Origin of the sequence: Algoriphagus sp. Y33 (assembly GCF_014838715.1) — a bacterium.
GTDB lineage: Bacteria > Bacteroidota > Bacteroidia > Cytophagales > Cyclobacteriaceae > Algoriphagus.
The window spans coordinates 1862344-1884266 of record NZ_CP061947.1 but is presented as its reverse complement, the minus strand read 5'-3'; the positions used below and the strand labels follow the sequence as shown (position 1 = coordinate 1884266).

Below are 21923 nucleotides of genomic sequence, written 5' to 3'. Positions count from 1 at the left end.
ATTCTAGGTAATCAAGAACAAACTGTATCTGACTGATGGCCCATCCGTATTTACAAAGTAGAAAGTCCATTATGGAAAACCTCCGATCAATGTAAAAAACTAGGTATGAACTACTAAGCGGCAAGAAAACACATTGTTCTTGCCCATCCGACATAGCGACCTCTGCGAAAACCTTTGTGGCCTCTGTGGTGAAAAATCACCCTTTATATTTCCGGATAAACCAATTCAACAACATCGCGCGTTGCTCCTCTTTTGGGTTGACAAGCAATTGGTCCAGTCGCTTTAGGGATCCTCCTGTCATTAGTGTCTCGAAAGGCGTAATGCGGAAAAGTTTATAGCCATGAATCCTTGTTTGGATGTCAAATTGGGAGTCGTTGTAGGCGGTAAGCTTCCATCCTACCGCTCCATTTGCAGAGAAGTCTCCCGGCTCAGTCGCTTCACCAAAACAATGCCTGGCCAAAGGAACTCCACTCCAGACCCTTTGCTGCATCCCCACCTTCAGACATTCTTTCTCATAGCTTCTGCATAATCTTTTTTGAGTTTCCAGAAAGGGGAAATTTAATTCAGAATAAAGTTCTGATCTAAAGGAAATTAGTCGATATCTATTGAAGTGGGTTTCATCATCATACACAAATAAATTTCGGTTGATTTTAAAGTCAAATTTCAACTTCTCAAGCAAAGGAAATCTTCCAACTCCCCCTAGATCTTCATAGATTTCAGAAAGCCAACCCTGTCCTTTCCGATCTAAGTATTTTGGTTCTAATTCTAATTCAAAATTCCGCTCAAAAGCGACTTTCCCTTCCCGTAAAATAAGGTCAAGCTGACGGGTCATTAAGTTATCCATTGAGTTGGTTTTAGCCCGGTAAGACTACCGGGTAATCGTAATCCATCGTACAAACTTATACAACAGCAGTTTTATTTCCCTCCCTTTTCCAAATCATCACCTATCCTCTGCTCTAAATTCCCCTTCGAACCCGGAAAGGTGGTTCTCTGCGAAATATCATAACCGATCCAGCACATGATCAACATGAATATCACAAACAGGATCAAAAATATCTTCTTATTCCGCTGCATACCGTATTTTAGCTGTCTTGATGGGGTGCAAAATTAACCAATCATGGGAAATCTAAGACCATTATTCATGAATTGTTGAAAACGTTGGCAGAAAATCATACTTTTTAGAAAATGTGTTTAATTTTAGGAAGACGGTTGCCAAACCGACTTTTTCACATTTTAGCACCTTCTTCATCCAGTCATGTATAAATTCATAAGTGAACAATCGATTTATCAGTACTTTGGGGAAGATGAGCCAGAGATGATCAGAGAAATGGTTCAGATAATTCTAGAAACCAATATCAAAGATTTGAAGGAGTTGGATATATTTTATAAACAGAATAGCTACACTACAATCAAGAATCTTTGTCACAAAGCCAAGCCAACAATGGTGTACATAGGAGCTCTAAAGACACGAAAAATTTTAGAAGAAATCGAAAAAAATCCTTCCGGTTTCCCAGAATTGAATGAAAGCCTTCAAGCAGACCTTATCGGTATCGAAACGGAATTGAATCAGTTTCTTATAGCACTAAATTGAATTCAGAATAAACAAACCCATACGAATATGCAGCGAAAACTACTGTTTCTGCCTTTGCTTTGCTTTGTCCTTTTGCAAGCCCAGGCTCAATCATCTTTAAGTGTAGAGTACATTATGAGGGACCCCATGTGGATGGGAACTTTCCCTTCTTCAGCATCCTGGAGTGATGATTCCCAAACTATTTACTTTCGGTATAATCCTGAAAAGAATCCCGCTGATTCAGTCTACAAACTAAATTTAGCCAATAAGACTACTGTTTCTAAAGTAGATTGGAAAGAGCTAAAGAACAATGAGCGCAGTGAAGAAGATTTTAATTCCGATAAGTCTCTGCGTATATATCAAGTAGACAAAAAGCTGATGCTTGAAAATATGAATACGCTTACTTCGGAGGTACTTCTTGAGTGGCCGGAAAACTTTACCAATCCAAAGTTTATGGCAAATGAATCGGAGATCTCATTTACTTCAAAGAGCAATATTTTCATCTTCAATAGATCTTCCAAAACATTTCGAAAAGTGACCTCCATATCCACGGAAACCAAACCTAAGGACAATTCCAAGGATAAGGAAGAAAAGATGGCCTGGCTGGAATCAGAAAACCTAGAACTTCTTGGAGTGGTAAGAGAACGGAAAGAGAAAAGTAAGATGAGAAGTGATTACAGGGATGCCTACCGTGATTCCGATGAGGACAAATTCACCTACTATACGGAGGGGAAAAGCCCTGTAAATCTACAGTTGTCTCCTGACGGAAACTACGCAACTTTCACCATCTATAATTCTTCGGAGAATAAGAATACCAAAGTTCCGGATTACGTGGATGCCTCTGGATACACAGTGGAGCTGAACGCACGGTCAAAAGTCGGGGCAAGCCCTACTAAAACGGACGTGGGAATCTACGATTTACAGCGGGATACGGTGTATCTCATTAGTTCTTCTGATCTGCCCGGAATCAAAGATCTGCCGGATTATGTAACTGACTACCCTGATAAAGAATGGGAAGAAAAAGAAAGAGACGTCATTTTCTCAAATCCATATTTTTCTCCTGATGGCAAAAAAGCTATCCTAAACATCCGGTCTACAGACAATAAAGATCGATGGATTGCTTCAATCGATTTGAAAACAGGGAAATTAACCACACTTGATAGACAGCGGGATGAAGCTTGGATAGCCGGTCCAGGCATTGGTTATTCATTCTCCGGTGGCACCATGGGATGGCTCCCCGACAACAAACACATTTATTTTCAGTCTGAAGAAAGCGGTTATTCCCATCTCTACCTACTGGATGTAACTTCGGGTGAAAAGAAAGCGCTAACATCAGGAAATTATGAGATCTTTAATCCCTTTCTTTCTAAGGACAAGAAATCATGGTACTTGACCACCTCTGAAGTACATCCTGGAGAGCGGCATTTCTACAAGATGCCGGTGATGGGGGGAAAAATGCAAAAACTTACATCTCTGACCGGTAACAATGAGGTCTCGCTTTCTCCCGATGAGAAAAAGCTGGCAATCATCTATTCCTACAGCAATAAACCAGCGGAGCTTTACCTTCAAGACAACAAAGCAGATGCAAAAGCCGGGCAATTGACCTTCGGTCAAAGCGAGGAATTTAAAGCTTACAGTTGGAGAGAACCCGAGCTGGTGAAGTTCACAGCAGAAGATGGGGCCCAGGTACCCGCAAGACTTTACCTCCCGGAACCGGCCAAAAAGAATGGCGCAGCTGTAGTGTTCGTACATGGAGCCGGTTACTTGCAGAACGTTCACAAATGGTGGAGCAGCTATTTTAGGGAATACATGTTTCATAATCTGTTGACAGATTTAGGATACACAGTTTTGGACATTGACTACCGTGGATCTGCCGGATATGGCCGTGATTGGAGAACGGGAATCTATCGTCACATGGGAGGAAAAGACCTGTCCGATCAAGTTGACGGAGTGAAATACCTGGTAGCCTCTCACGGAGTTGATCCGGATCGTGTGGGTTTATACGGCGGTAGTTATGGTGGTTTTATTACGTTGATGGCGCTTTTCAATGCTTCTGAAACATTCAAATCCGGTGCAGCTCTTCGCTCGGTTACTGATTGGGCGCATTACAACCACGGTTATACTGCCAATATTCTTAACACCCCTGAAGAAGACCCTATTGCTTATCGTCGTTCCTCTCCTATTTACTTTGCCGAAGGCCTAAAGGGAAACTTGCTGATGGCTCATGGAATGGTGGATGTGAATGTGCACTTCCAAGATGTAGTAAGGCTTTCGCAGCGATTTATAGAATTGGGCAAAGACAATTGGGAAATGGCTATTTATCCCGTGGAAGATCATGGGTTCGTGGAGCCAAGCTCCTGGACAGATGAATACAAGCGGATCTTGAAGTTGTTTAATGAAACACTTTTGGAGGAATAGGGATGAGTGAGCTTGGGTGTCGGAGTGCTGGGCGTCTGATGGAAAACCCAAAGACGGGAGATAGAAGACCGGAGAGCGTTTGAAATATGGGAAGTGTAGGTTTGAGATAAAAAGTAAACTGTTACGTGCCGGATTTTAAATTCTACCAAAGAGAGTTTGGGATTGCAAATCCGAACAGCGGTTTTTTAGATATAATTAATTTTTGAAAAAATCTCAGATCGAAAGGTCTGAGATTTTTATTTTGCTGGATGATGGGTGACTTTTACGGAGCAACATCCTAAACTCTTTGCAAATTTTCTATAAAGATTCTTCTTCAATGGAGTTCATATGAACAATACTGACGCCAATAATTATCAGGCCCAAAGGGGAAATGCTCGCTCATTTCCAACTGGTATTCAAGTATAGTAAGTTATTTGTACATATACACTAGTACCAATCCCAGCGGGACGGCCCATATTCTTGCCAATCTCCAGAACACAAATCATGGATATATAAAATTTGTAAGTCCGGCAAATTAATCAAACTTAACCCACCCTACAGGCTGGCTGCTCGCTAGATTTGTCCACTGGACAAATCTTTAACGCTCGCCCCTCAGCGGGACGACCCATTTCATTGCCAGCCATTTCAATAGCTGGATCTCTGAATTGCAATATAATATGGCAAAGTCCCAGAGGGACAGACGATATCGGTTCAACACCATACATGATTTTATTGTAGAGATTCAATCTATTATTGGGAGATATGATACTATATCGGTCATGCCTAAAGGCATTTTGCAAACCATCGTTTTATCCTTTTTACCAGCCATTAAAATGGCTGGCTATAGAATCGGCCATGCCTACGGCATTAATTTGAATCGAAACCCTTCATTACATTTTACTGATAATCAAGTTGCTGGTTTATATATCGTTCATATTTAATAACATTTAATTCCTTATCAGTCCCAGAGGGACGACCCATCTTATTGCCAGCCATTTCAATGGCTGGATCTCTGAATGCAATATGATCTGGCAAAGTCCCAGAGGGACGGACGATATTTGTTCTCTAACTATTTCAAAAAGGAATTCCGGGAAAAGAGGCAATTTGCCGCACTATTGCCCTTCCAGCTTCTTCAGTTCCAAATAGCATTCATTGGCTAAAGGCCGGAGATTTTTACGGCTACAAGTAATTTCTAAATCCCTACATTTCTCTATATGTCCCCGATAGACTTTATAAAACTTATCTATTGATTCCTCCCCTCTCACCCCCATCAACTCCGCAATACAAAAACAAAGATCCAAAGAGTAAAATCCTTCCTCCGTAAAACCAATAGCCTCCAATCCATAGATCAACTGCATATGCCTCAGATCCTGAAGAATCAATTCTTCAATAAATAAATCCTTATTCATCCTCCCCTCCTTTTAATTCTTTGGCAAGCTCGACCAAAGACTGATAGCATTCTTTGGCTAAAGGACGAAGTTCCTCTCCTAAGTGGGTAATGGGAAAGTCACTTGCCTTGTGCATGTAGCAAAGATAGGTATGGGTAAATCCATCAACCCCTACGCATCTTTCTACTTGAAAAATTTTAAGCAGCAGATCATAGATTCCGAGGTAATGGTTTTCAGTACATAAATCCAACGCTCCTAATCCATCAGTCAGCTGGGAATGCTTCATATCCGCCATAATCAGTTCTTCAATCAGTTCATTTATAGAGACGTTTAGGTCAGTTTTCATGATGTATTTGCTTTTGAAGTGGTTGGAAATAATGTTCATAATGGCGCTGACATAGCTTCTGAATCTGTCTGGCACGATCAGTCAGGAGCTCAGCAATCTTTTTCTTTATCGGAAAATCTACCTTATACCTTGCCTTGCAGTAGGAATCTTCCAAGGTCTGTAGTAGGTGTTTTTCCTCTATACAGTCTTGTGGAAAAAGCGATATCAGTTCGGGAATAAACTTGTAGCATTCCCGAAGCAGTATCCTTATTTCATGGCTTTTTCGCTCATAGCCTTCCCAGGCCAAAATCAATCCCCGAAGACGTAATTCCAGACTTTGATGGATAAAGTACAGTGACATACCCCAATTCGAATCCTCCTGCTCCTGTATGGCATGTCTCCAAAACAGATCTGAAGTCTCCCAGTTTTTATCCAGACTCTGGCACACCAGCACCATCTTCTCCTTCAACTGTTCATCATCCATCTCTGGGAGACCTTTTACTCCTTCTTTTTTGAAAATCAGTTTCCCAGAATGAAAATGTGTTATGAAAAAGAGGTTACCGGTACGAAGTTCTTTGCCTAAGTAATTCCGATTTATAGCGTGGATGGCGATCTCCTGTTTGCCCGCAGCCAGAAAACTGAACAGTCCCAGTGTATTCTGATACATTTCCAGCTCCTGATGCTTGAGCACCACATACACTTCCCGTCGGCGTGAGATATCCAGATGTCCGAGATTGGGAAGATCAAACAGAAAGATCATTTCGGGATCCACAAGAATCTTCAAGGCTTCGATCAGCTGAAGAAAGTAACTCTCTGAAGTTTGGATAACCTCGGGAAAAGGTTCGGGTTCTGGAAGGGGTTCAGCTTGATATAGCGCATCTACCAAGGATTGTAGATTCTCATAGAACCGAATCATTCCCTTTCGTTTATTCAAATCCTTTTCAGCGTCAGGATCAGCTATCCAGGACTTGAAGAGACGCCAAAGTTGAAGCTTCACTCCTGTCTCCTCCCCAAACTCAGCAAAAAGATTTGATAGAAGCTCCTTTCTTGCCTGGCTGGAAGTAAAGTGATTTTGTCCCATTATTAAAACAGTTTATTGTCTCTGCTGGCAACTAATGATCAGCATTGGGATAAAGCTCAAAAAACATTTATAGGTAATCTATTCTGAGAAAGGATAGCTTATTCTAGCAGAAGGATTAAATACAGAAGGTTATGCTAGAAATATGGGTAGGCGATTAATTAGTAAGTTCAACCCCTTCAGGGTTGATCCTATATCCCCATTACGTCAGCTAACCACCCATTTCATGGGTGGCTATTGAAAAGTTTGACCACTTCGTGGTCGGCTTTCAATCGGTAATATTTGCTAAGTGATGACGAACAAGTATGATTTCATACTTTCTTTGAAACAATTCCTATTAACACTAACTAATCCTCCCCATTATCATGACTATACGAAAGAAATAGTAAACCGGATGACCTACCAAACTCTAAGTCTTTTTTGTATTCAATGATCCTGAAGAGCCTGTCCCGATCCTGAAGGGATCAAACCCTCAATAACCATGGGTGCAACCCATGGATCATAGCAGATCACGTCTGTTTAGCCCAACCCCATAGGGGGTTGAACAAAATCGATCTGTAGTCACTGCCAGACATAAACTGACGCGAAGATTTTAGAAATAGAATAAATTATCACCGCCAAATGCCTATTTTACCTAAGAAATCCAGTCTCACATCCTGTGTAAAAAGCAGGAAAGGCTTAAATTTGATCTAACACAGAAATAAGTCCATCGCTTCGGGCCGTGCCTGTCCTCCGTGGCGGATCATCACAGACCGAAATAAAAAGAAACACCCCATGAACGACTCCCCATCCAAACACATCCACCAAGGCAGAAACGTCAAGCGCTTCAGGGAAATGCTGGGCATCAAGCAGGAATCTCTGGCGTATGAATTGGGTGAGGAATGGAACCAGAAGAAGATCTCCCTGCTGGAGCAAAAAGAAGAAATCGAAACAAGTTTGCTTTCGCAGATTGCTGATGCGCTGAAACTACCCGTAGAGGCTTTCCAGAATTTTGATGAGGAACAGGCAGTGAATATTATTTCGAATACTTTTAATAAGGAAGCATTTATTGCCAATTCTGGCGCAAACTTTCATTTCGATCCAGTTGATAAAATCCTCAAGCTTCATGAGGAGAAGATTGAGTTATACGAGCGTATGCTGAAGGAGAAGGATGAGATGATGGCGAGGTTGGAGAAGTTGATTGGGAGGTAACAAAATTCCATTTGGATTAATTATCCTATTTTTGCGTTCTTTTAGTAAAATCAGCTCAAAGCATTGAATACCACTCCCTATAATATTGCCCGAATAGAACAGCTTATCCATCAGTTCAGATTGGAGAAGGAAGAGTTTTTGGATTTAGTGAGCGAAGGATTAAAGAATAAATTGGAGTGGGAAGATATTTTTAAGCCTGAAATTCAACTCAATCATCTGAAAAGGATCGATAAGATTTTCAGCAAAGGTCTATCCTATTATTTGGATCCAAACCCTCCTATTCAAAGTCAGGAAGCCAGTATATTTTTTAGAAAGGAAAAATTTGGAACTGATCTTAACCTTGCTTCCAAAAAGATTGTTACTCAGTTTGAAGAGTTGAAGCTGTCCTTATCGGGATTGGCCAAGATGTCTGATCTTAAAATAGATAGGGCTTTGCCTATTTATAATACGGCTGAAGATGCACTAACCGTTGCTAAAGAAGTTCGAAAAACACTTTTTCCAAAGTTTAGAAAAGACTCCAAGAAGTTCTTGGAAGCACTGATCAATAAATTTGCTGAAGCAAATATTTTGGTCTTTGAATTTGTAGAGCACCCTTCCTTAAAACAAAAAAGCAATATTGACGGGTTCTATTTACAACCTAATGTCATTGTACTAAGAAGGAATCAAGATTACTTCAAGCGCGAGATCTTCACCTTAGCCCATGAGTTGGGTCATTACCTGCTCAATCAAGAAGAAGTCGAATCCATGGATTACGACCAACTGGCTCATAATACAACCACATCTAAGATTGAGACTTGGTGTAATAATTTTGCTTTTGCCTTCCTTGCTGGAGATGAATTAGCGGCTCTTGATAATCTACCGGAAATAGGCAAATCCAATGATTATTCATTTGATGAGATCAAAACCATTTCTGATAGCACCCACCTGAGCTTTACAGCTATCCTTACTTATCTGGTCAGAACAAACAAGATGAGTGGTGCTATATATGGCAGAATGAGAAAAGACCAAGATGATACCATTCAAGCTAAAAAAGACGCTGAGAAAAAGAAAAGAGAACTGGAAAAGGAAATGGGCAAGAAGCCAATGGCAAGTCAGGCCAAACCCATCCAATCCCCATTATTTGTCTCAGCCGTTCAAACCGCTTTTTACGATGGGGTGATCAATGAATATGAGCTTTGCAAGACGCTACATCTCAAACCTGAACAACTCGAAAAGTACCTGAGATGATTGTAGTGATCGACACCAGTTCTTTATTGAGTTTGGTTCGGTACTATTTGCCGTTTGATAAAAAGGGCGTTCTATTCGAAGTGATCAAGAGCAAAGTTTCTTCAGGTGAGATCATTCTGCTTGATGCGGTTTACGAGGAAAGTAAATTTGTTGGCCAGAAAATCATCCTGCAAAAGCTGGATTTTCTGACTGATAAAGGATTTTTGAAAGAAAATAAGGTCATCACCAAGACAGATGAACTGATCCCCTTAGCTCCGACTAGGTTTTTAAACATGGTAAAGAACCAGTTCGTCGCCAATCCATTTCAATTAAAAAAACTCAACGAATCAGAATTCGAAGTTCAGAAAAACCGCTTTATGGAATCTGCCGATGCAAAGTTGATTATGTATTGCCAACATCTGATCAAAGACAACCCAGAGGAAGAAATTTACTTAGTGACAGAAGAGACTCCTTCAGCCAATGACCTAAAACTTTTCAAAAAGATCCCTGCCATCTGCGGTATTCTAGGTATTCCTGTAATCACACTTCCGCAGCTTTTAGAAAAGTATCCTGAGGTGGATTTAGGGTTTAGTTAAATCTCCTATTTTTATTGCTAACCTTAAGGTAGGCCTGAGCTCTCCATAATGGATACTATTCAGATGTTTTACCATATTCAACTTTCGGCTCCGCCACCCGCATCTCTGACCTGCCTTCAAAAACCCCATACTTTTTCAACTCTTCCTGCACTTTTTCCTGAAAAAGTTCCTCGGTCATAACCTTGAAATCCAAACCCAATTCCATGGACATCTTTGCCAGAATATTCCAATTTGGCTTACGATCTCCTCTAAAAAGCTGGGTAATAAAGGAAGCAGAAGTGCCGATTTTATCTGCCAACTCCTTTTTGTTCATATGAATTTCTTCCATTTTTTTGTCTACCAGACCCAAGTACTGCAAAGCCAATACATCAGCTTTTGAAGCTACTTGGTCCTCATAGGACATCTCATTCATGAGTGCATCCCATTCATTTTTAATAGAATCTGTCATGGTTTTGGTGTTAAGTCGTATTCGTATTTAGCTACTCTTCGTATGATGCTTTTTTCTGTTGCTGTCAATTTTTGGGATTTCTTCTTCTCTTGAAGTTCTATTCCAATGATTACAAAACGCTCCGTGTCTCCGTCAGCATATTGCCTGCAGTAAATCCTGGGATTCTTCTTCCCTTTAAACAATTTAATGGCAGTAACCTGTTCACATCCTTTTTCAAAATTCTCTTTATCGTATAAATCTCTCGGAGCCTGATGGTTCAAAATCAACTCTATGGCAGTATAAAACTTCTTCAAATTTGCTTTCTCGGATCGCAGGAATGCCATGATATCCCCGGAATTCTCTACGTCCAGATAAAAGGCTTTCTTGCCATCGTGGGAAGTTCTGATTAGGTTCGCCTTTCTTTTCACAACAAAATTAAGCAATAGGTTAACTTATGCAAACCATTCATAATAATACTAATTCTTTTTTGTAAGATTTTTGTCCTGTCGCTATCATCACCTCCCAAGCTTTCCCCACACATCCCCCCACTTCCCGCTAAACCAACTCATTCCAAAAAGCCTTTTTTAGATCGCCAGTGGATAGATATTAGTCGCCACAGATTGAGCAATAGTAAAAAGGATTGGAAACCCAGATCCCAAATGTAAAAACTTAGACTGGCTCAGTCTGGATGATCATTATGGTAGTTTTAGTCTGGAACAAGATAAAAAGCCTGATAACAAATAATGAAAAATTAGAGTCATTTGAAAGGAGATTCGTCTATTCCTTGAATTAAAAGTTATTCTTATCCCGAGAAAACGATCGAGCCACTTATTTCCAAAAAGGTAGATTAAATAAATCTCACTTCTAACCTTAATATATCCTCCATTTTCAACTCAGTAAGGCCTCCAAACTCCCATCCGGGATATTTTACCTCCCCAAGGAATACTTTAGAAATAGCATTGTCCAGAAATTAGGAATTCACACCAACAATGCTAAATCATGCAAATAATCACAATTAAGCACAACGATTTTCTTCTTCAGGTTCCAAGTTGCCCTTTAGATATACTGGATGGCTATTATAGTTTCACTTTTATCGAACACGGTAGATACAAGCTGGGATTGATTCTGGAATCTTCTATTTCCAAGAAACCCTCGAAAGAGCTTAAAAAAGACCCATCTTATTTATGCTACGAGCTAAAAATGCTCAAGGAATTGGTGGTGGGATTATACCTCCTGAATGAGCAAAAGGAAAAGTTTTCTCGCTTGACTGGCAAATACACCACCAAATTCCTAAAACAGCTATCGAAAGGTATCTACGGGAAAAAGCATAAGCTATCAGAATCCTGCTTGGCATTATCGGAAGATGAGTTACTGAACCCTTTCAAATTCCTAAAAAAGGTATCCAAAGCTGTAGTGATGACAGAATGGTTTGAATTCTTTGAGCAATGTGAGCAGAACAGTCTGGCCTTTGACTATGAGCCTTATTGGGAGGGGATTGAAAAACAAACAGCCTGCACCTATTTCCTTCCCAAGCTGCATGATCTGGGATACCTGATTGTAGCCTCAGAAATGCCAGCAAAGTAATATTTCAATCCTTATACCATTTGGTGCTTATTGGTCATGAAATAAAGGCAATCCAATCCTTTTCTAGCTTCTTACATACACGCCATCTTCCCGGCATCTCCCCCACCTTTGCTATATGTTTGTCAGCATGCAAACTAGCATATTTCCACATTCAAAACCATATCATGACCAATACAAAACCAATATTTTAACAGTATAAGATTATTATAATATTGCTATTTTATTGTTTTTAATATGCTAAAAATTCATTTTTCTTTAGTTTTTACTAGCTAATATTGCTAAGACATAACTATATTATGCTGTAAATCAACTACTAAGCATATGGCACGAATCACTAACTCAATCCTAGCTGGGCTATCCGGTAATGTGGGAGATCTGATTTTTTACAAAGTGGGCGGAGTAACGTATGCCCGCAGAAAGCCCGGCAAACAAAGTAAAAGTACCAAAGCAAGAACTTCTGAAAGAAAGCGCAACTCCCAATCGGTGAGCACCCAGACGCAAAAATTCCTGAAGAACATCACGCATATCTTACGCTTTGGCTATCAGAATCATGAAAATGGGGCAAGCAGACCTTACCATGCGGCGGTATCTTATACAATGAAAAACTCCTTCAAATTTGTAGGAACCTCAGCATCAAAAGTACTGGATATCAGTTTGGTGAAAGTGAGTAGAGGAAGTCTGCTGGGCCCTCAAGATCCTAAAGTAGAGCGGGTTCCTGAAGGGATAAAGTTCACTTGGACAGACAATTCCTGGCAGGCAGCGGCCAAGCCCACAGACAATGTATTTGTTTTCCTACTTTCCGCTGAAGAAAATGGCACTGGTTCGGAATGGGAGTTTCTAGGAAATACCCGAAATAAGGAAAGTCATACCATCCAACCTTATGGTAAAGCCTCAAAATGGCATGCCTGGATTGCCTTCAGCCAAGAAAATGCCTGGACGAAAAAAAGGGACTTGTCAGATTCTGTGTATCTGGGGATTGTGTAGTGCAAAGACAATCCGCTGAGATAGGATTCAACACTCCCAAGCCACTTCTTCTCCCCTTCAGCTTTCTGGCTTTAGCTTTCAGATTTCCCCTAATTCCCTTGCAAACCTAAAATTATAGAAGTATTTTCAGGAGCTTTTTAGAGGGGAGGAATGGTGTTTTTTTTGAGAGAGAAACATTCAAACAAGTGCATATTAATGACGAATTGGGTCCAAAAATTTATAGCAATAAACAAGTAAGCAAAAATTTTAATGGAAAATATCACATTATTTCTTAAAGACATAGCTCCTACAACTATTTCTCTAATATTTACAGGACTAGTGAGCTTAGCGCTAGGTATTTATTTTGAGAAATTTAAAAATCGACTTACGTTCATAAAATACAATTTTCTCTTTCAGCCTCTCGCAACTTCCAATCAAAACGAATACTGGGGAAATATTGAAGTTTACTACAATGGGCTAAAAACCAACCATCTAAATTTCATTACTGCAATTCTAAACAATGATAGCAATATAGATTTTCAAGACATTTTTGTAGATATCTGGGTAGATAAAGATTCTTTCATAAAAGGACAGAATGGATATTATGTTGACTCAGGAAAAAGAATTTTTCTAGATGCAAACCACTATGACAGACTTGTAGAAGTAGTTGAACGCAATAAAATAGATATGGAACAAAGGAATCAAGATCCTAATTATACAACCCCACTTCAGTTACAAAATGATATAAATTATTTTCAAACCAATTCTAAATTTTATCTTCCTGTTTTTAATCGTAATTCAGAAATTAGATTTAATATTCTAGCTGAAAACAATAATGGTAAACAACCAATAATAGGAATTGACATCAAACATAAAGGACTCAAATTAATCATAGAAAATGATAAATACGATGAAGAAAAAAAATTAGGAATAGGAATGATTGCTTACGGTGCAATCTTTTTTATTATGACCGCTATCTTATTATCAATTAATTTTCCTTATGCGCTTAAGCCACTAATTATTTTAGGAATAGTAGGAATTTTTAATTTAGTTTTAGGTCTTTTTATTTATCGATTAATACAATTTATTAAAAACTATTTAAAATAACTGTTGCCAACAACTAGGTTTTCGTTGCGTGCGTAGCACGAACAATGAAACCGCTGTTGCATGGAACCGGAGAGGTTCTTATGGGGAACCAGAATCGAGACACCTTATATATGGGTTTTTCGTCACTATAGAAATAGCTTGTAAAAAATTGTAAATCAGTGATTTAACTTTCGAAAATATGCACAAAACAAAAAAAAATAAACAATTGATTTTCAAATGGTTACAAATATTAAAATTTTCAAATTCCACGCCTCAATTTAGAAATTTTGGGTCGAATTTGAAACTACCGCAGGTTTAGTGCAACAACTTGATCCCTGAAGATTTGTACCGTCAACGGTTTAATAATATAGCACCTACCATCCTACGTTTATAGTAGTCAAACCATCAATCTTGCTTATGTAGAATCCCCTTCTGGGCGTAGTCAAATCATTGATTTTTGGGACTGGGTGGAATTTGTAATTCCACCCTATTATCCCACCCCATTTCTAATAGTGTTAAAAACCTCACCTCCATTTTCTAAACCTCTTCTCGCCAGTCCAGAAAAAACTATTATGAAGATTTTAGTACTACTTTTTTTCGCGATGTTGAGTTCTGAACTGTATGCTCAGTCGGTGATTGTGAATCCCGATGGTACTCATTCTGTGGTTCATGGTCATGGTGACAGCAAAGTGATGGTTAATCCCAATGGAACACATTCCATTTTAAACACACAGGCTTCATCTCAACAACGGGATGGAGGTTTTACTTATTGAATCCTGACAAAAGGTTTCGAAAAATAGATGATCCTTCATTTGGAGTTTGTCTATCGAGAGATCTGGGAATAACGACGATTTTATCAAACGATATATTTTTGATATCGGCCATGCCTATGGCATTTGCAAAACATTCAATTATCATTTTACCAGCCATTGAAATGGCTGGCTAGGCAATCTGTCATGCCTACGGCATTATTTAGGGAATTATCCCACCCTGCAGGCTTCCTGCACACTAGATTCCACGCTGCATGCTGGCCTCCCGATACGCTGCGCTACGGGGCAGGCTCTCACTAAAACAGTCCCCCAGACTGTTTCCTCACCCTCGGTCCTACTGGCAAAAGGCATGGACTACCCGGCATTCGCACTGGGAGAATCCCAAACATGATTGTATTGATCCAAAAATGACAAATCCTGTGGATATGCATTTCTGCATAGCACAAGCACCACAACCAAAGTACAGTAAAAGCGGAACGGTTTCATTGAAGATCAACCTATAAGAAGCGATTTGCCTTTCTTTCCTGTTGTGTGCTGTCCCGTGTCCGGTGTTGGAAGACCGGTGATTTAGATTGTAAAATTGGAATATTGAAAGATTAAGAATGACTTAACCTCAAGTCACAAGGTTCAGCCCTGATAACTGAGACTGATTACCGGGCATTCCTTAATTTTCTCTTGGCTCTGGCTTCTTGATTCTTGAAGCTTGATTCTTGGCTCTACAGCGCCCTCCGCGAAAAACTCTGCGCTCGCTGCGGTTCAAAACTCCTGACGAAAAAAAGAGTCCCACACATGCGGGACTCTTTTTTGAAAGTACCGGGCGAAAGATTTTTCGCCCCCACTTATAATTAACTCATCAACAATTCAATAATCTGGGCGGGTGCCTGTATACCTTCAACTTTGTCATCAGCTATCTCTTTTCTTAGTTCATACTCCAGCTCAAAAATCAAGCCTGACACAAAGACCTTGTCCATACGTAAATCGCTTTCGAAAGAAGCGTATTTTCTTTTTCCTGTCAGATCTATTCCATATTGATGGAAGACCTTGAATATTTTCCGGAGGTCGGTATAGTTTTTCATTGGGGACGATTAGTTGGTTTTATTACTGCCTTACACGTAAGCAGCGGCTTCAGATTCAAACTCCGCCACGTCAGTCTCTTCGAGATCAATATGCTTCTTCTCAGATCGCCCTATTTTCACCATGAATCTATCAAACAGGTAGTATATCACGGGCACCACAACCAGAGTCAGGAACATCGAGGAAAGCAAACCACCGATGATCACCCATGCCAGGCTATTTTTCCATTCAGCACCCGCACCGGTCGCCAAGGCAATAGGCATCATACCTATCACCATCGCAATGGTAGTCATGAGGATCGGACGGAACCGAATCTTCACAGCTTTCTCCAAAGCCGCCTTCACCTCTACCCCGGCTTCTTTCAACTGATTGGTAAAATCGACCAGCAGGATCGCATTTTTGGCAACCAGACCCATAAGCATAATCAGCCCCATGATGGAGAAAATACTAAGTGTACCCTTGGTCAGGGCTAGGGCAAGCAAAGCACCTATCAAAGCCATGGGAAGTGAGAACATCACTACCAGCGGATAGACATACGAATCATACAGTGCCACCATGATCAGGTAGATCAAAATAATGGATGCCATGAGTGCTACTCCCAAAGAGCCGAAACCCTCGCTCTGGTTTTTCATATCACCGTCATAGTTGATCTGTACCTGTTGCGGAAGAACCATCTGGTCAATCGCCGCAGTCAACTCAGCCCCAACAGTACCCGAAGGGACACCTGCGACCTGTGAGGTAATCTTCACAGAGGAAACCCGATCCCTTCTTTCCAATTTTGTAGGCCCTTCCGACTGGTTTACAGTTGCAAACTGTTCCAGCTTGACCAATCTACCATCTCTGTTTAGAAATGTAAGATTCTGAACATCAGAGATAGATTTTCTGTCAAACTCATTCAGCTTGACCATAATATCATATTCGTAATCCTCATCAGTGTATTTGGAATCGTCATTACCGTTAAACGCCACCTGAAGTGTTCCGCCAACCATATCCATGGATAGGCCTAGCTCATTCATTTTATAGCGGTCCACTTCCACCCGGATTTCCGGGTTTCCATCCTCCAATGAGCTTTCTATTTTCCGGGTACCTTTCAACCCGGCGAGAATAGCTTCTATCTTCTCAGACACCACGCGGATGGAATCCTTGTCAGGTCCGGAAACAATCACCTGAATAGGAGCATCATTCGCAGTACCCATAATAGAAATCGGCACCCCCGTATATTCGGATCCGGTAATATGCTCTTCTAGGTAATTTTCAAGACTTCTGGCATAGTCGGGGCCTGTCATAGATCTGTACTCAGGTTCTACCAGTTTCACGAAGACCTCAGAAGTGAATGGGGAAGACTGCGAACCTGTAAACTGACCACTAGCCACCCCTACCGTGGTGAATACTTCAGTCACTTCGGGCAAAGTTCTCAGATAATCTTCCACTTCCCTGGTTTTGAAGTTGGTCTGCTCCAATGTTGCATCCTTAGGCAATTCCAGTCTAAGAAGGAATTCCCCTCTATCACCTTCTGAAACGAATTCGGAACCAATAAAGCCTTGGATTACCAAGAAGAACGAAGAAATAAAGAGCAGGAATGTGATCGCAAGCAAAGCAAATTTATGTGCAAATCCCCATCTCAAAATCCCTATTAACCAGTCCACAAAAGCATCTAATCCGGCTTCAAATCCATAAACTATTTTCCCGAAAAAGGAATTCTTATCCAAATGCTCCAGCTTCGAAAACCGTGAGGTGAGCAGCGGAATCAGCGTAAAAGCAACCAGCAAACTGATCAGTGTAGCCGTAGCTACCGTAATACTAAACTGGGTCAGAATACCTGCAATCAAACCTCCAGTCATCGCTAGCGGCACGAATACCACAATAATCACCAAAGTGATGGATACTACTGTGGAACCGATTTCCCGGACCCCGTCGTATGAAGCCTGGCTTATACTTTTACCCATTTCCAGGTGCCGGTAGATATTTTCAATTACCACAATGGCATCATCCACCAGAATACCCACCACAAGTGAAAGTGCCAACAATGACATTAGATTCAGTGTAAATCCCGCCAAGAACATCACCGTAAATGTGGCCACGATAGATGCCGGCACTGCCACCATTACAATGACCGCATTCCGGATACTGTGCAAAAACAACAGCATAATCAAAGCCACCAACACAATCGCAATAATCAAATCCTTGATTACGTCATTTGCCGCTTCCAACGTGAACTCGGAAGTGTTCTGGGAAATTTGGAAAGAAACTCCTTCTGCGGTATAAGTCTGTTCTATTTTATGTAGTTCATGCTCCAGCATCTCCGAAACCTCCACTGCATTGGCATCAGATTGCTTTTGCACGGTAAGCCCAATTGCCGATTTACCATTCAATCTCGTAATTATATCCTCATCCTTATAAGAATCAGCCACTTCGGCTACTTCCTTCAGCTGTATTGGAGATTCGTCCTCACGGTAGGCAATCACCAGATTTTCTATATCCCTGATGTTTTGGAATTTTCCCGCTAGACGGATTAAAACTTGACCTTCGTTATTTTTCAATCTTCCCGTCGGGAAATCAAGGTTACTTGAATTGATAATCTGTGCTACCGAGACAGGGGAAATCCCGTATCCATCGAGCTTGTTTCTATCCAAATTCACTTTAATCTCACGCTCGGTGCCTCCCAGCATATTCACTTGGGCCACACCTTTGATCTGGGCCAAGGAAGGCTGAACCTTGTTCTTGATCAAATCATAAAAATCGGAAGGGTTCAGGTTGGAATAAACCGCCAGCTGCATAATCGGCAAATCCCCCAAATCAAACTTCCCCAAACTGGGAGGATCTGCATCTTCAGGAAGATCACCCAAAATTGCATTGATCTTACGCTGTGCATCCTGCATAGAATAATCCACATCTTCGCCGGCATCCAATTCTATGGTAATGATGGAAATACTCTCTTGGGAAATGGAACTCATGGATTTGATACCCTCCAAAGAAGCTACTGCATCCTCGATCTTCTTGGTCACTGAAGTTTCCACTTCCGATGGAGCTGCTCCCGGGTAGATGGTGGATATGGTCACTACATTGGTTTCCATCTTCGGCAAAAGTTCGTATGACAACTGCGTATAGGAAAAAATCCCCAGCAGAGTCAGTACGGTGAACAGTACGACCACCATGGTCGACCGTTGTATGGATATCTTAGTTATTTGCATGCTTATTGTACTTTTACTTTTGTTCCTTCTTTCACATTGATCAGACCCGATGCTATCACTTCATCACCGGCCTTCAAGCCTTCCAGAATCTCCACAGATCCATCATCCAATGGATTGATTTTTACTGACTGATATACTGCCACTCCGTCTTTGATCAAATAAACCCCGGGGTTTTTAAGGCTTCCCGCAATTGATTTCCTGTCAATTTTCAGCACTTTCTCTTCCTGCGAGAATTTAAACTGAGCCGTGCCGAACATCCCCGGCTTGATCTGATCTTGATTTTTACTGTTCATGATCAGCTCCACTTGATATTTAAAAGAACCGTCTGCTTTATCTGAAATGAAATGTACTTTACCGGTAAACTCCTCATTGGACATTGCATTTACTCTCACAGCGACCTCATCCCCCTTATTAACTTTAGCGATTTCGCTTTCAGTGACATTCACCGATAATTTCAAAGGATTCTTATTGATGATATCTGCCAAAGGCATTCCAGGGCTCACCAATGTTCCCAATTCATAGTAATCTTCGTTGATAAAGCCCGCTATAGGAGCGGTTACTTGCGTATCGTCAAGTCTCTTCTTCAAAGCCGCCAATTGTGCATCGGCGATTTTGAAGGCATTTTCGTTTTCTTCCAACTGCTTCTTGGTAATTGCGTCAGTTGCCGCAAGGTTTTCAAAACGCTTCAAATCCTTCTCTGCCTGATCCCTGTTTAGTTTTGCTATTGTATAGTCAGCTCTGAGCAGTCGGTCGTCTATCTGTACCAACAAGTCTCCCTTGCGTACATAATCACCTTTTCTTCTTTGGATCTTCGTAATCGCTCCGGAAGTTTCGGACATCAATTTCAGTTCTTGGGAAGGTTCAAAGACCCCGTTTGCTTCAAAATTTCTATTAACAGTTTTCTCCTCCACTTTTTCCACTGTCACGGATATATATTCACTGGACTTCATGGCAAGCGTGGCGGCTTCGTTCATTTCCTGCTTATTGTTGTAAAGCGTAAAAGCTACTGCCCCTACACCCACTAGGAGAAGTGCTATGATTAGTAATTTTTTCATCGTTGGTATGAGTTTTCTATTACAGTAAAAGATTTGTGATTTTTCCGGTAGAGTTCAAAATTTCCAATTGGGCAATTCTGACCTGTATGAGTTGATTGTTATAATTGGCTTGCGCCTGACGTTGGGTAGTCTCCGCATCTAATAAGTCAGTCAATGGACTTAGCCCTTCTTTGTAAAGCAATGTGGTCTCTTTTAACACTTCATCAGCCAGATCAAGATTTCCATCCAGAGACTTAAGCGTGCTTATGGAATTATAATATTTATTGAGCGCATTCTTGTATTCCAATTCAGCTGCATCCTCTGCCTCTAGACGGTCAAGGTTTAATTGACGCGCATTTACTTTGGATTGGGCAGCTTTATATTTCGTCTGCATGCCGTCGAAAATCGGAATTTCAAGTTTCAAACCGATCAAAAAACCCTGATACCATACTTTATTTTGACCTATAAAATCAAAATCCTGAGAGAATGCATTCTTGTTGAAGTCAGCAAAACCTACTAATTGGGGCTGATGGGCTGCCTTGATATTTTTGTACTCGTATTCATAGAGCTGTTGCTGCACACCCAGCACCTGAATATTTTTCCTATTCAGAATATTGAAATCTTGAATCTCGAATGCTTCGATGAGCTGATCTGTATCGGCTACAGATTGATCAAGATTGATCTCTGTATCCACCGGAATTCCCATCAACAGTTTCAGGTACCCCTCCTGCTGATAAATTGTAATCTCCAGATTTTCCAGTTCACTTTTGATAGAGGTAAGATTTACCTTCACACGATTTAGATCCACTTTGCGGGCCAGATCATTCTCATATTGAGACTGGAGTATTTTCTCAAGACTTTCCAACTGATCTATATTCGCCAGCAAATTTTCCTTTTGGAGCTCCAGTTGAATTACTCCCAAGTAATTCATGGAGATTTCGTGGATTACACTTTCTTCAGACTGTTCTGTCAATATTCGGTAAAACTCCTCTCCGGTCTTTGCTGCTTTCAATCCTATCAAATAGGAATTGCTGAAGATCAATTGATTCAATTGGGCTCCGGCCTGGAGAGATTGGGGTACACCCAGAGCAATCACATCAATATCATTTGGACCACTGGGGCCAAACAAACCTCCCGGTACGGCCTGAGGAAACACATCTATGAAATTATTGTAATTACCATAGGCCGAAAGCTGCGGAAGGCCTGCTCCCCTGATCTCATTCCGCTGATACTTTGCCTTTTCTTCATCCAGAATCGCCTTCTTCAATGTCCGGTTATTCTCCAAACCGATCCGGATGCTCTCTTTTAATGTGAGTGTGTCCGCAAGATTAAAGTCCTGCACCACATCTTGCCCTATGGCAACCGTCGGTGCCAATAAGAAAAATGCATACGTTAAATACTTCTTTAACATGTCGTTTTATAATAGTTGGTTTTAAAATATATAGTTGGTTCTGTTTTTAACGAACTTAATATTCAAATTTTTTTAGGCCTGTTGTCTTCTAAACCGCTCAAACAAGATTGGAATCTCCTTTTTGAAAAAGCCCAAAAAGTTAGAAAAGTCCTTCATTTTACAATTGAATTCTTGGTTTTTATCCGTCCTAACTTCCAGTACCTCGTCAATAAATTTTTGAATCTCAGCAATGTTTTCGAGTTCCTTAGCAAAATCTTCTCTCCAGTCACTCAGCTTCAGGGCGAAATATCTTTTTCTGTCACCGGGACGGGTAGAATAGACACATCTACCTTTGGCCTGCAAGAAAGTCAGTGCATTACTTACGGCACTTTTACTGACTCCCAGATGCTCTACAATTTCATCAAAGGAAACTTCGCCTTCTTCGTGAACCAAAAGCAAACCTATAATCCTTCCTACCAACGGCTGCATCCCTTTGTGTTCATGAAATACGCCTATTCGCTCGATAAGCTCCTTATGTCTTTCTGTTAAAATCATCTTAAATTAATTTGGGTCATGCGCTGATAACGGTACAAAGGTATATAAAGTTCTCTTGGTTCTGCAAATACAGAACAAAATATTTTTTCAAGCAAATA

Annotated in this window: 20 protein-coding genes; 9 read left to right on the top strand and 11 right to left on the bottom strand. The window is 40.7% G+C overall.

Features of this window, described 5'->3' with window-relative positions:
- Nucleotides 1–196: 196 nt before the first annotated feature.
- On the bottom strand, nucleotides 197–844 hold the full coding sequence (locus ID165_RS07545; protein ID WP_192349750.1) for a hypothetical protein: 648 nt from the start codon (nucleotides 842–844) through the stop codon (nucleotides 197–199).
- 411 nt (nucleotides 845–1255) lie between these two features.
- On the opposite strand from ID165_RS07545, the gene ID165_RS07540 reads away from it, so the two are divergent.
- Nucleotides 1256–1591 carry an Hpt domain-containing protein gene (locus ID165_RS07540; RefSeq protein ID WP_192349749.1) on the top strand — a complete coding sequence of 112 codons (336 nt, stop codon included), beginning with the start codon at nucleotides 1256–1258 and terminating at the stop codon, nucleotides 1589–1591.
- Between the two features lie 27 nt (nucleotides 1592–1618).
- Nucleotides 1619–3988, top strand: coding sequence for a S9 family peptidase (locus ID165_RS07535; protein ID WP_192349748.1), 2370 nt, complete (start codon nucleotides 1619–1621; stop codon nucleotides 3986–3988).
- A gap of 1091 nt (nucleotides 3989–5079) precedes the next feature.
- Here ID165_RS07535 and ID165_RS07530 read toward each other — a convergent pair.
- The 3 genes from ID165_RS07530 to ID165_RS07520 are packed head-to-tail and all read right to left on the bottom strand — an operon-like array spanning nucleotide 5080 to nucleotide 6761.
- Nucleotides 5080–5376, bottom strand: a complete 297-nt coding sequence (locus ID165_RS07530) for a hypothetical protein (RefSeq protein ID WP_192349747.1) — start codon at nucleotides 5374–5376, stop codon at nucleotides 5080–5082.
- The gene (locus ID165_RS07525) at nucleotides 5369–5701 is read right to left on the bottom strand and encodes a hypothetical protein (RefSeq protein ID WP_192349746.1); all 333 of its coding nucleotides are present in this window, start codon (nucleotides 5699–5701) and stop codon (nucleotides 5369–5371) included. Before ID165_RS07525 ends, ID165_RS07530 begins: the two co-directional genes overlap by 8 nt.
- Nucleotides 5691–6761 carry a HEPN domain-containing protein gene (locus ID165_RS07520; RefSeq protein WP_192349745.1) on the bottom strand — a complete coding sequence of 357 codons (1071 nt, stop codon included), beginning with the start codon at nucleotides 6759–6761 and terminating at the stop codon, nucleotides 5691–5693. The genes ID165_RS07525 and ID165_RS07520 overlap by 11 nt, the downstream gene beginning before the upstream one ends.
- Before the next feature lie 771 nt (nucleotides 6762–7532).
- On the opposite strand from ID165_RS07520, the gene ID165_RS07515 reads away from it, so the two are divergent.
- From ID165_RS07515 to ID165_RS07505, 3 genes are all read left to right on the top strand, one after another.
- Nucleotides 7533–7949, top strand: a complete 417-nt coding sequence (locus tag ID165_RS07515) for a helix-turn-helix domain-containing protein (RefSeq protein ID WP_192349744.1) — start codon at nucleotides 7533–7535, stop codon at nucleotides 7947–7949.
- Nucleotides 7950–8012: 63 nt separating this feature from the next.
- Complete coding sequence (locus tag ID165_RS07510) at nucleotides 8013–9176, top strand: ImmA/IrrE family metallo-endopeptidase (protein ID WP_192349743.1); 1164 nt, start codon at nucleotides 8013–8015, stop codon at nucleotides 9174–9176.
- Nucleotides 9173–9751: a DUF4411 family protein gene (locus ID165_RS07505; protein ID WP_192349742.1), complete on the top strand. Its 579-nt coding sequence runs from the start codon at nucleotides 9173–9175 to the stop codon at nucleotides 9749–9751. Before ID165_RS07510 ends, ID165_RS07505 begins: the two co-directional genes overlap by 4 nt.
- Nucleotides 9752–9806: 55 nt before the next feature.
- On the opposite strand, the gene ID165_RS07500 is transcribed toward ID165_RS07505, so the two are convergent.
- Entirely contained in the window at nucleotides 9807–10199 is a 393-nt protein-coding gene (locus tag ID165_RS07500) for a helix-turn-helix transcriptional regulator (protein WP_192349741.1), read from the bottom strand.
- Entirely contained in the window at nucleotides 10196–10606 is a 411-nt protein-coding gene (locus tag ID165_RS07495; protein ID WP_225587026.1) for a hypothetical protein, read from the bottom strand. Before ID165_RS07495 ends, ID165_RS07500 begins: the two co-directional genes overlap by 4 nt.
- 571 nt (nucleotides 10607–11177) lie before the next feature.
- Here ID165_RS07495 and ID165_RS07490 point away from each other — a divergent pair.
- From ID165_RS07490 to ID165_RS07475, 4 genes are all read left to right on the top strand, one after another.
- The gene (locus ID165_RS07490; RefSeq protein WP_192349739.1) at nucleotides 11178–11762 is read left to right on the top strand and encodes a hypothetical protein; all 585 of its coding nucleotides are present in this window, start codon (nucleotides 11178–11180) and stop codon (nucleotides 11760–11762) included.
- Nucleotides 11763–12083: 321 nt separating this feature from the next.
- Nucleotides 12084–12746, top strand: coding sequence for a DUF6266 family protein (locus ID165_RS07485; RefSeq protein ID WP_192349738.1), 663 nt, complete (start codon nucleotides 12084–12086; stop codon nucleotides 12744–12746).
- A gap of 249 nt (nucleotides 12747–12995) precedes the next feature.
- Nucleotides 12996–13832 carry a hypothetical protein gene (locus ID165_RS07480; RefSeq protein ID WP_192349737.1) on the top strand — a complete coding sequence of 279 codons (837 nt, stop codon included), beginning with the start codon at nucleotides 12996–12998 and terminating at the stop codon, nucleotides 13830–13832.
- Between the two features lie 551 nt (nucleotides 13833–14383).
- Nucleotides 14384–14584 carry a hypothetical protein gene (locus tag ID165_RS07475; RefSeq protein ID WP_192349736.1) on the top strand — a complete coding sequence of 67 codons (201 nt, stop codon included), beginning with the start codon at nucleotides 14384–14386 and terminating at the stop codon, nucleotides 14582–14584.
- A gap of 842 nt (nucleotides 14585–15426) precedes the next feature.
- Here the strand turns inward: ID165_RS07475 and ID165_RS07470 are convergent.
- The 5 genes from ID165_RS07470 to ID165_RS07450 form a co-directional block, all read right to left on the bottom strand.
- Complete coding sequence (locus ID165_RS07470) at nucleotides 15427–15657, bottom strand: acyl carrier protein (RefSeq protein ID WP_192349735.1); 231 nt, start codon at nucleotides 15655–15657, stop codon at nucleotides 15427–15429.
- A gap of 30 nt (nucleotides 15658–15687) precedes the next feature.
- A complete protein-coding gene (locus ID165_RS07465; protein ID WP_192349734.1) occupies nucleotides 15688–18846 on the bottom strand; it encodes an efflux RND transporter permease subunit in 3159 nt (1052 codons plus the stop codon).
- Between the two features lie 2 nt (nucleotides 18847–18848).
- Nucleotides 18849–19901, bottom strand: coding sequence for an efflux RND transporter periplasmic adaptor subunit (locus ID165_RS07460; protein WP_192349733.1), 1053 nt, complete (start codon nucleotides 19899–19901; stop codon nucleotides 18849–18851).
- A gap of 19 nt (nucleotides 19902–19920) precedes the next feature.
- Complete coding sequence (locus tag ID165_RS07455; RefSeq protein ID WP_192349732.1) at nucleotides 19921–21291, bottom strand: TolC family protein; 1371 nt, start codon at nucleotides 21289–21291, stop codon at nucleotides 19921–19923.
- Nucleotides 21292–21363: 72 nt separating this feature from the next.
- Nucleotides 21364–21825: a GbsR/MarR family transcriptional regulator gene (locus ID165_RS07450; RefSeq protein WP_192349731.1), complete on the bottom strand. Its 462-nt coding sequence runs from the start codon at nucleotides 21823–21825 to the stop codon at nucleotides 21364–21366.
- Between the last annotated feature and the right edge of the window lie 98 nt (nucleotides 21826–21923).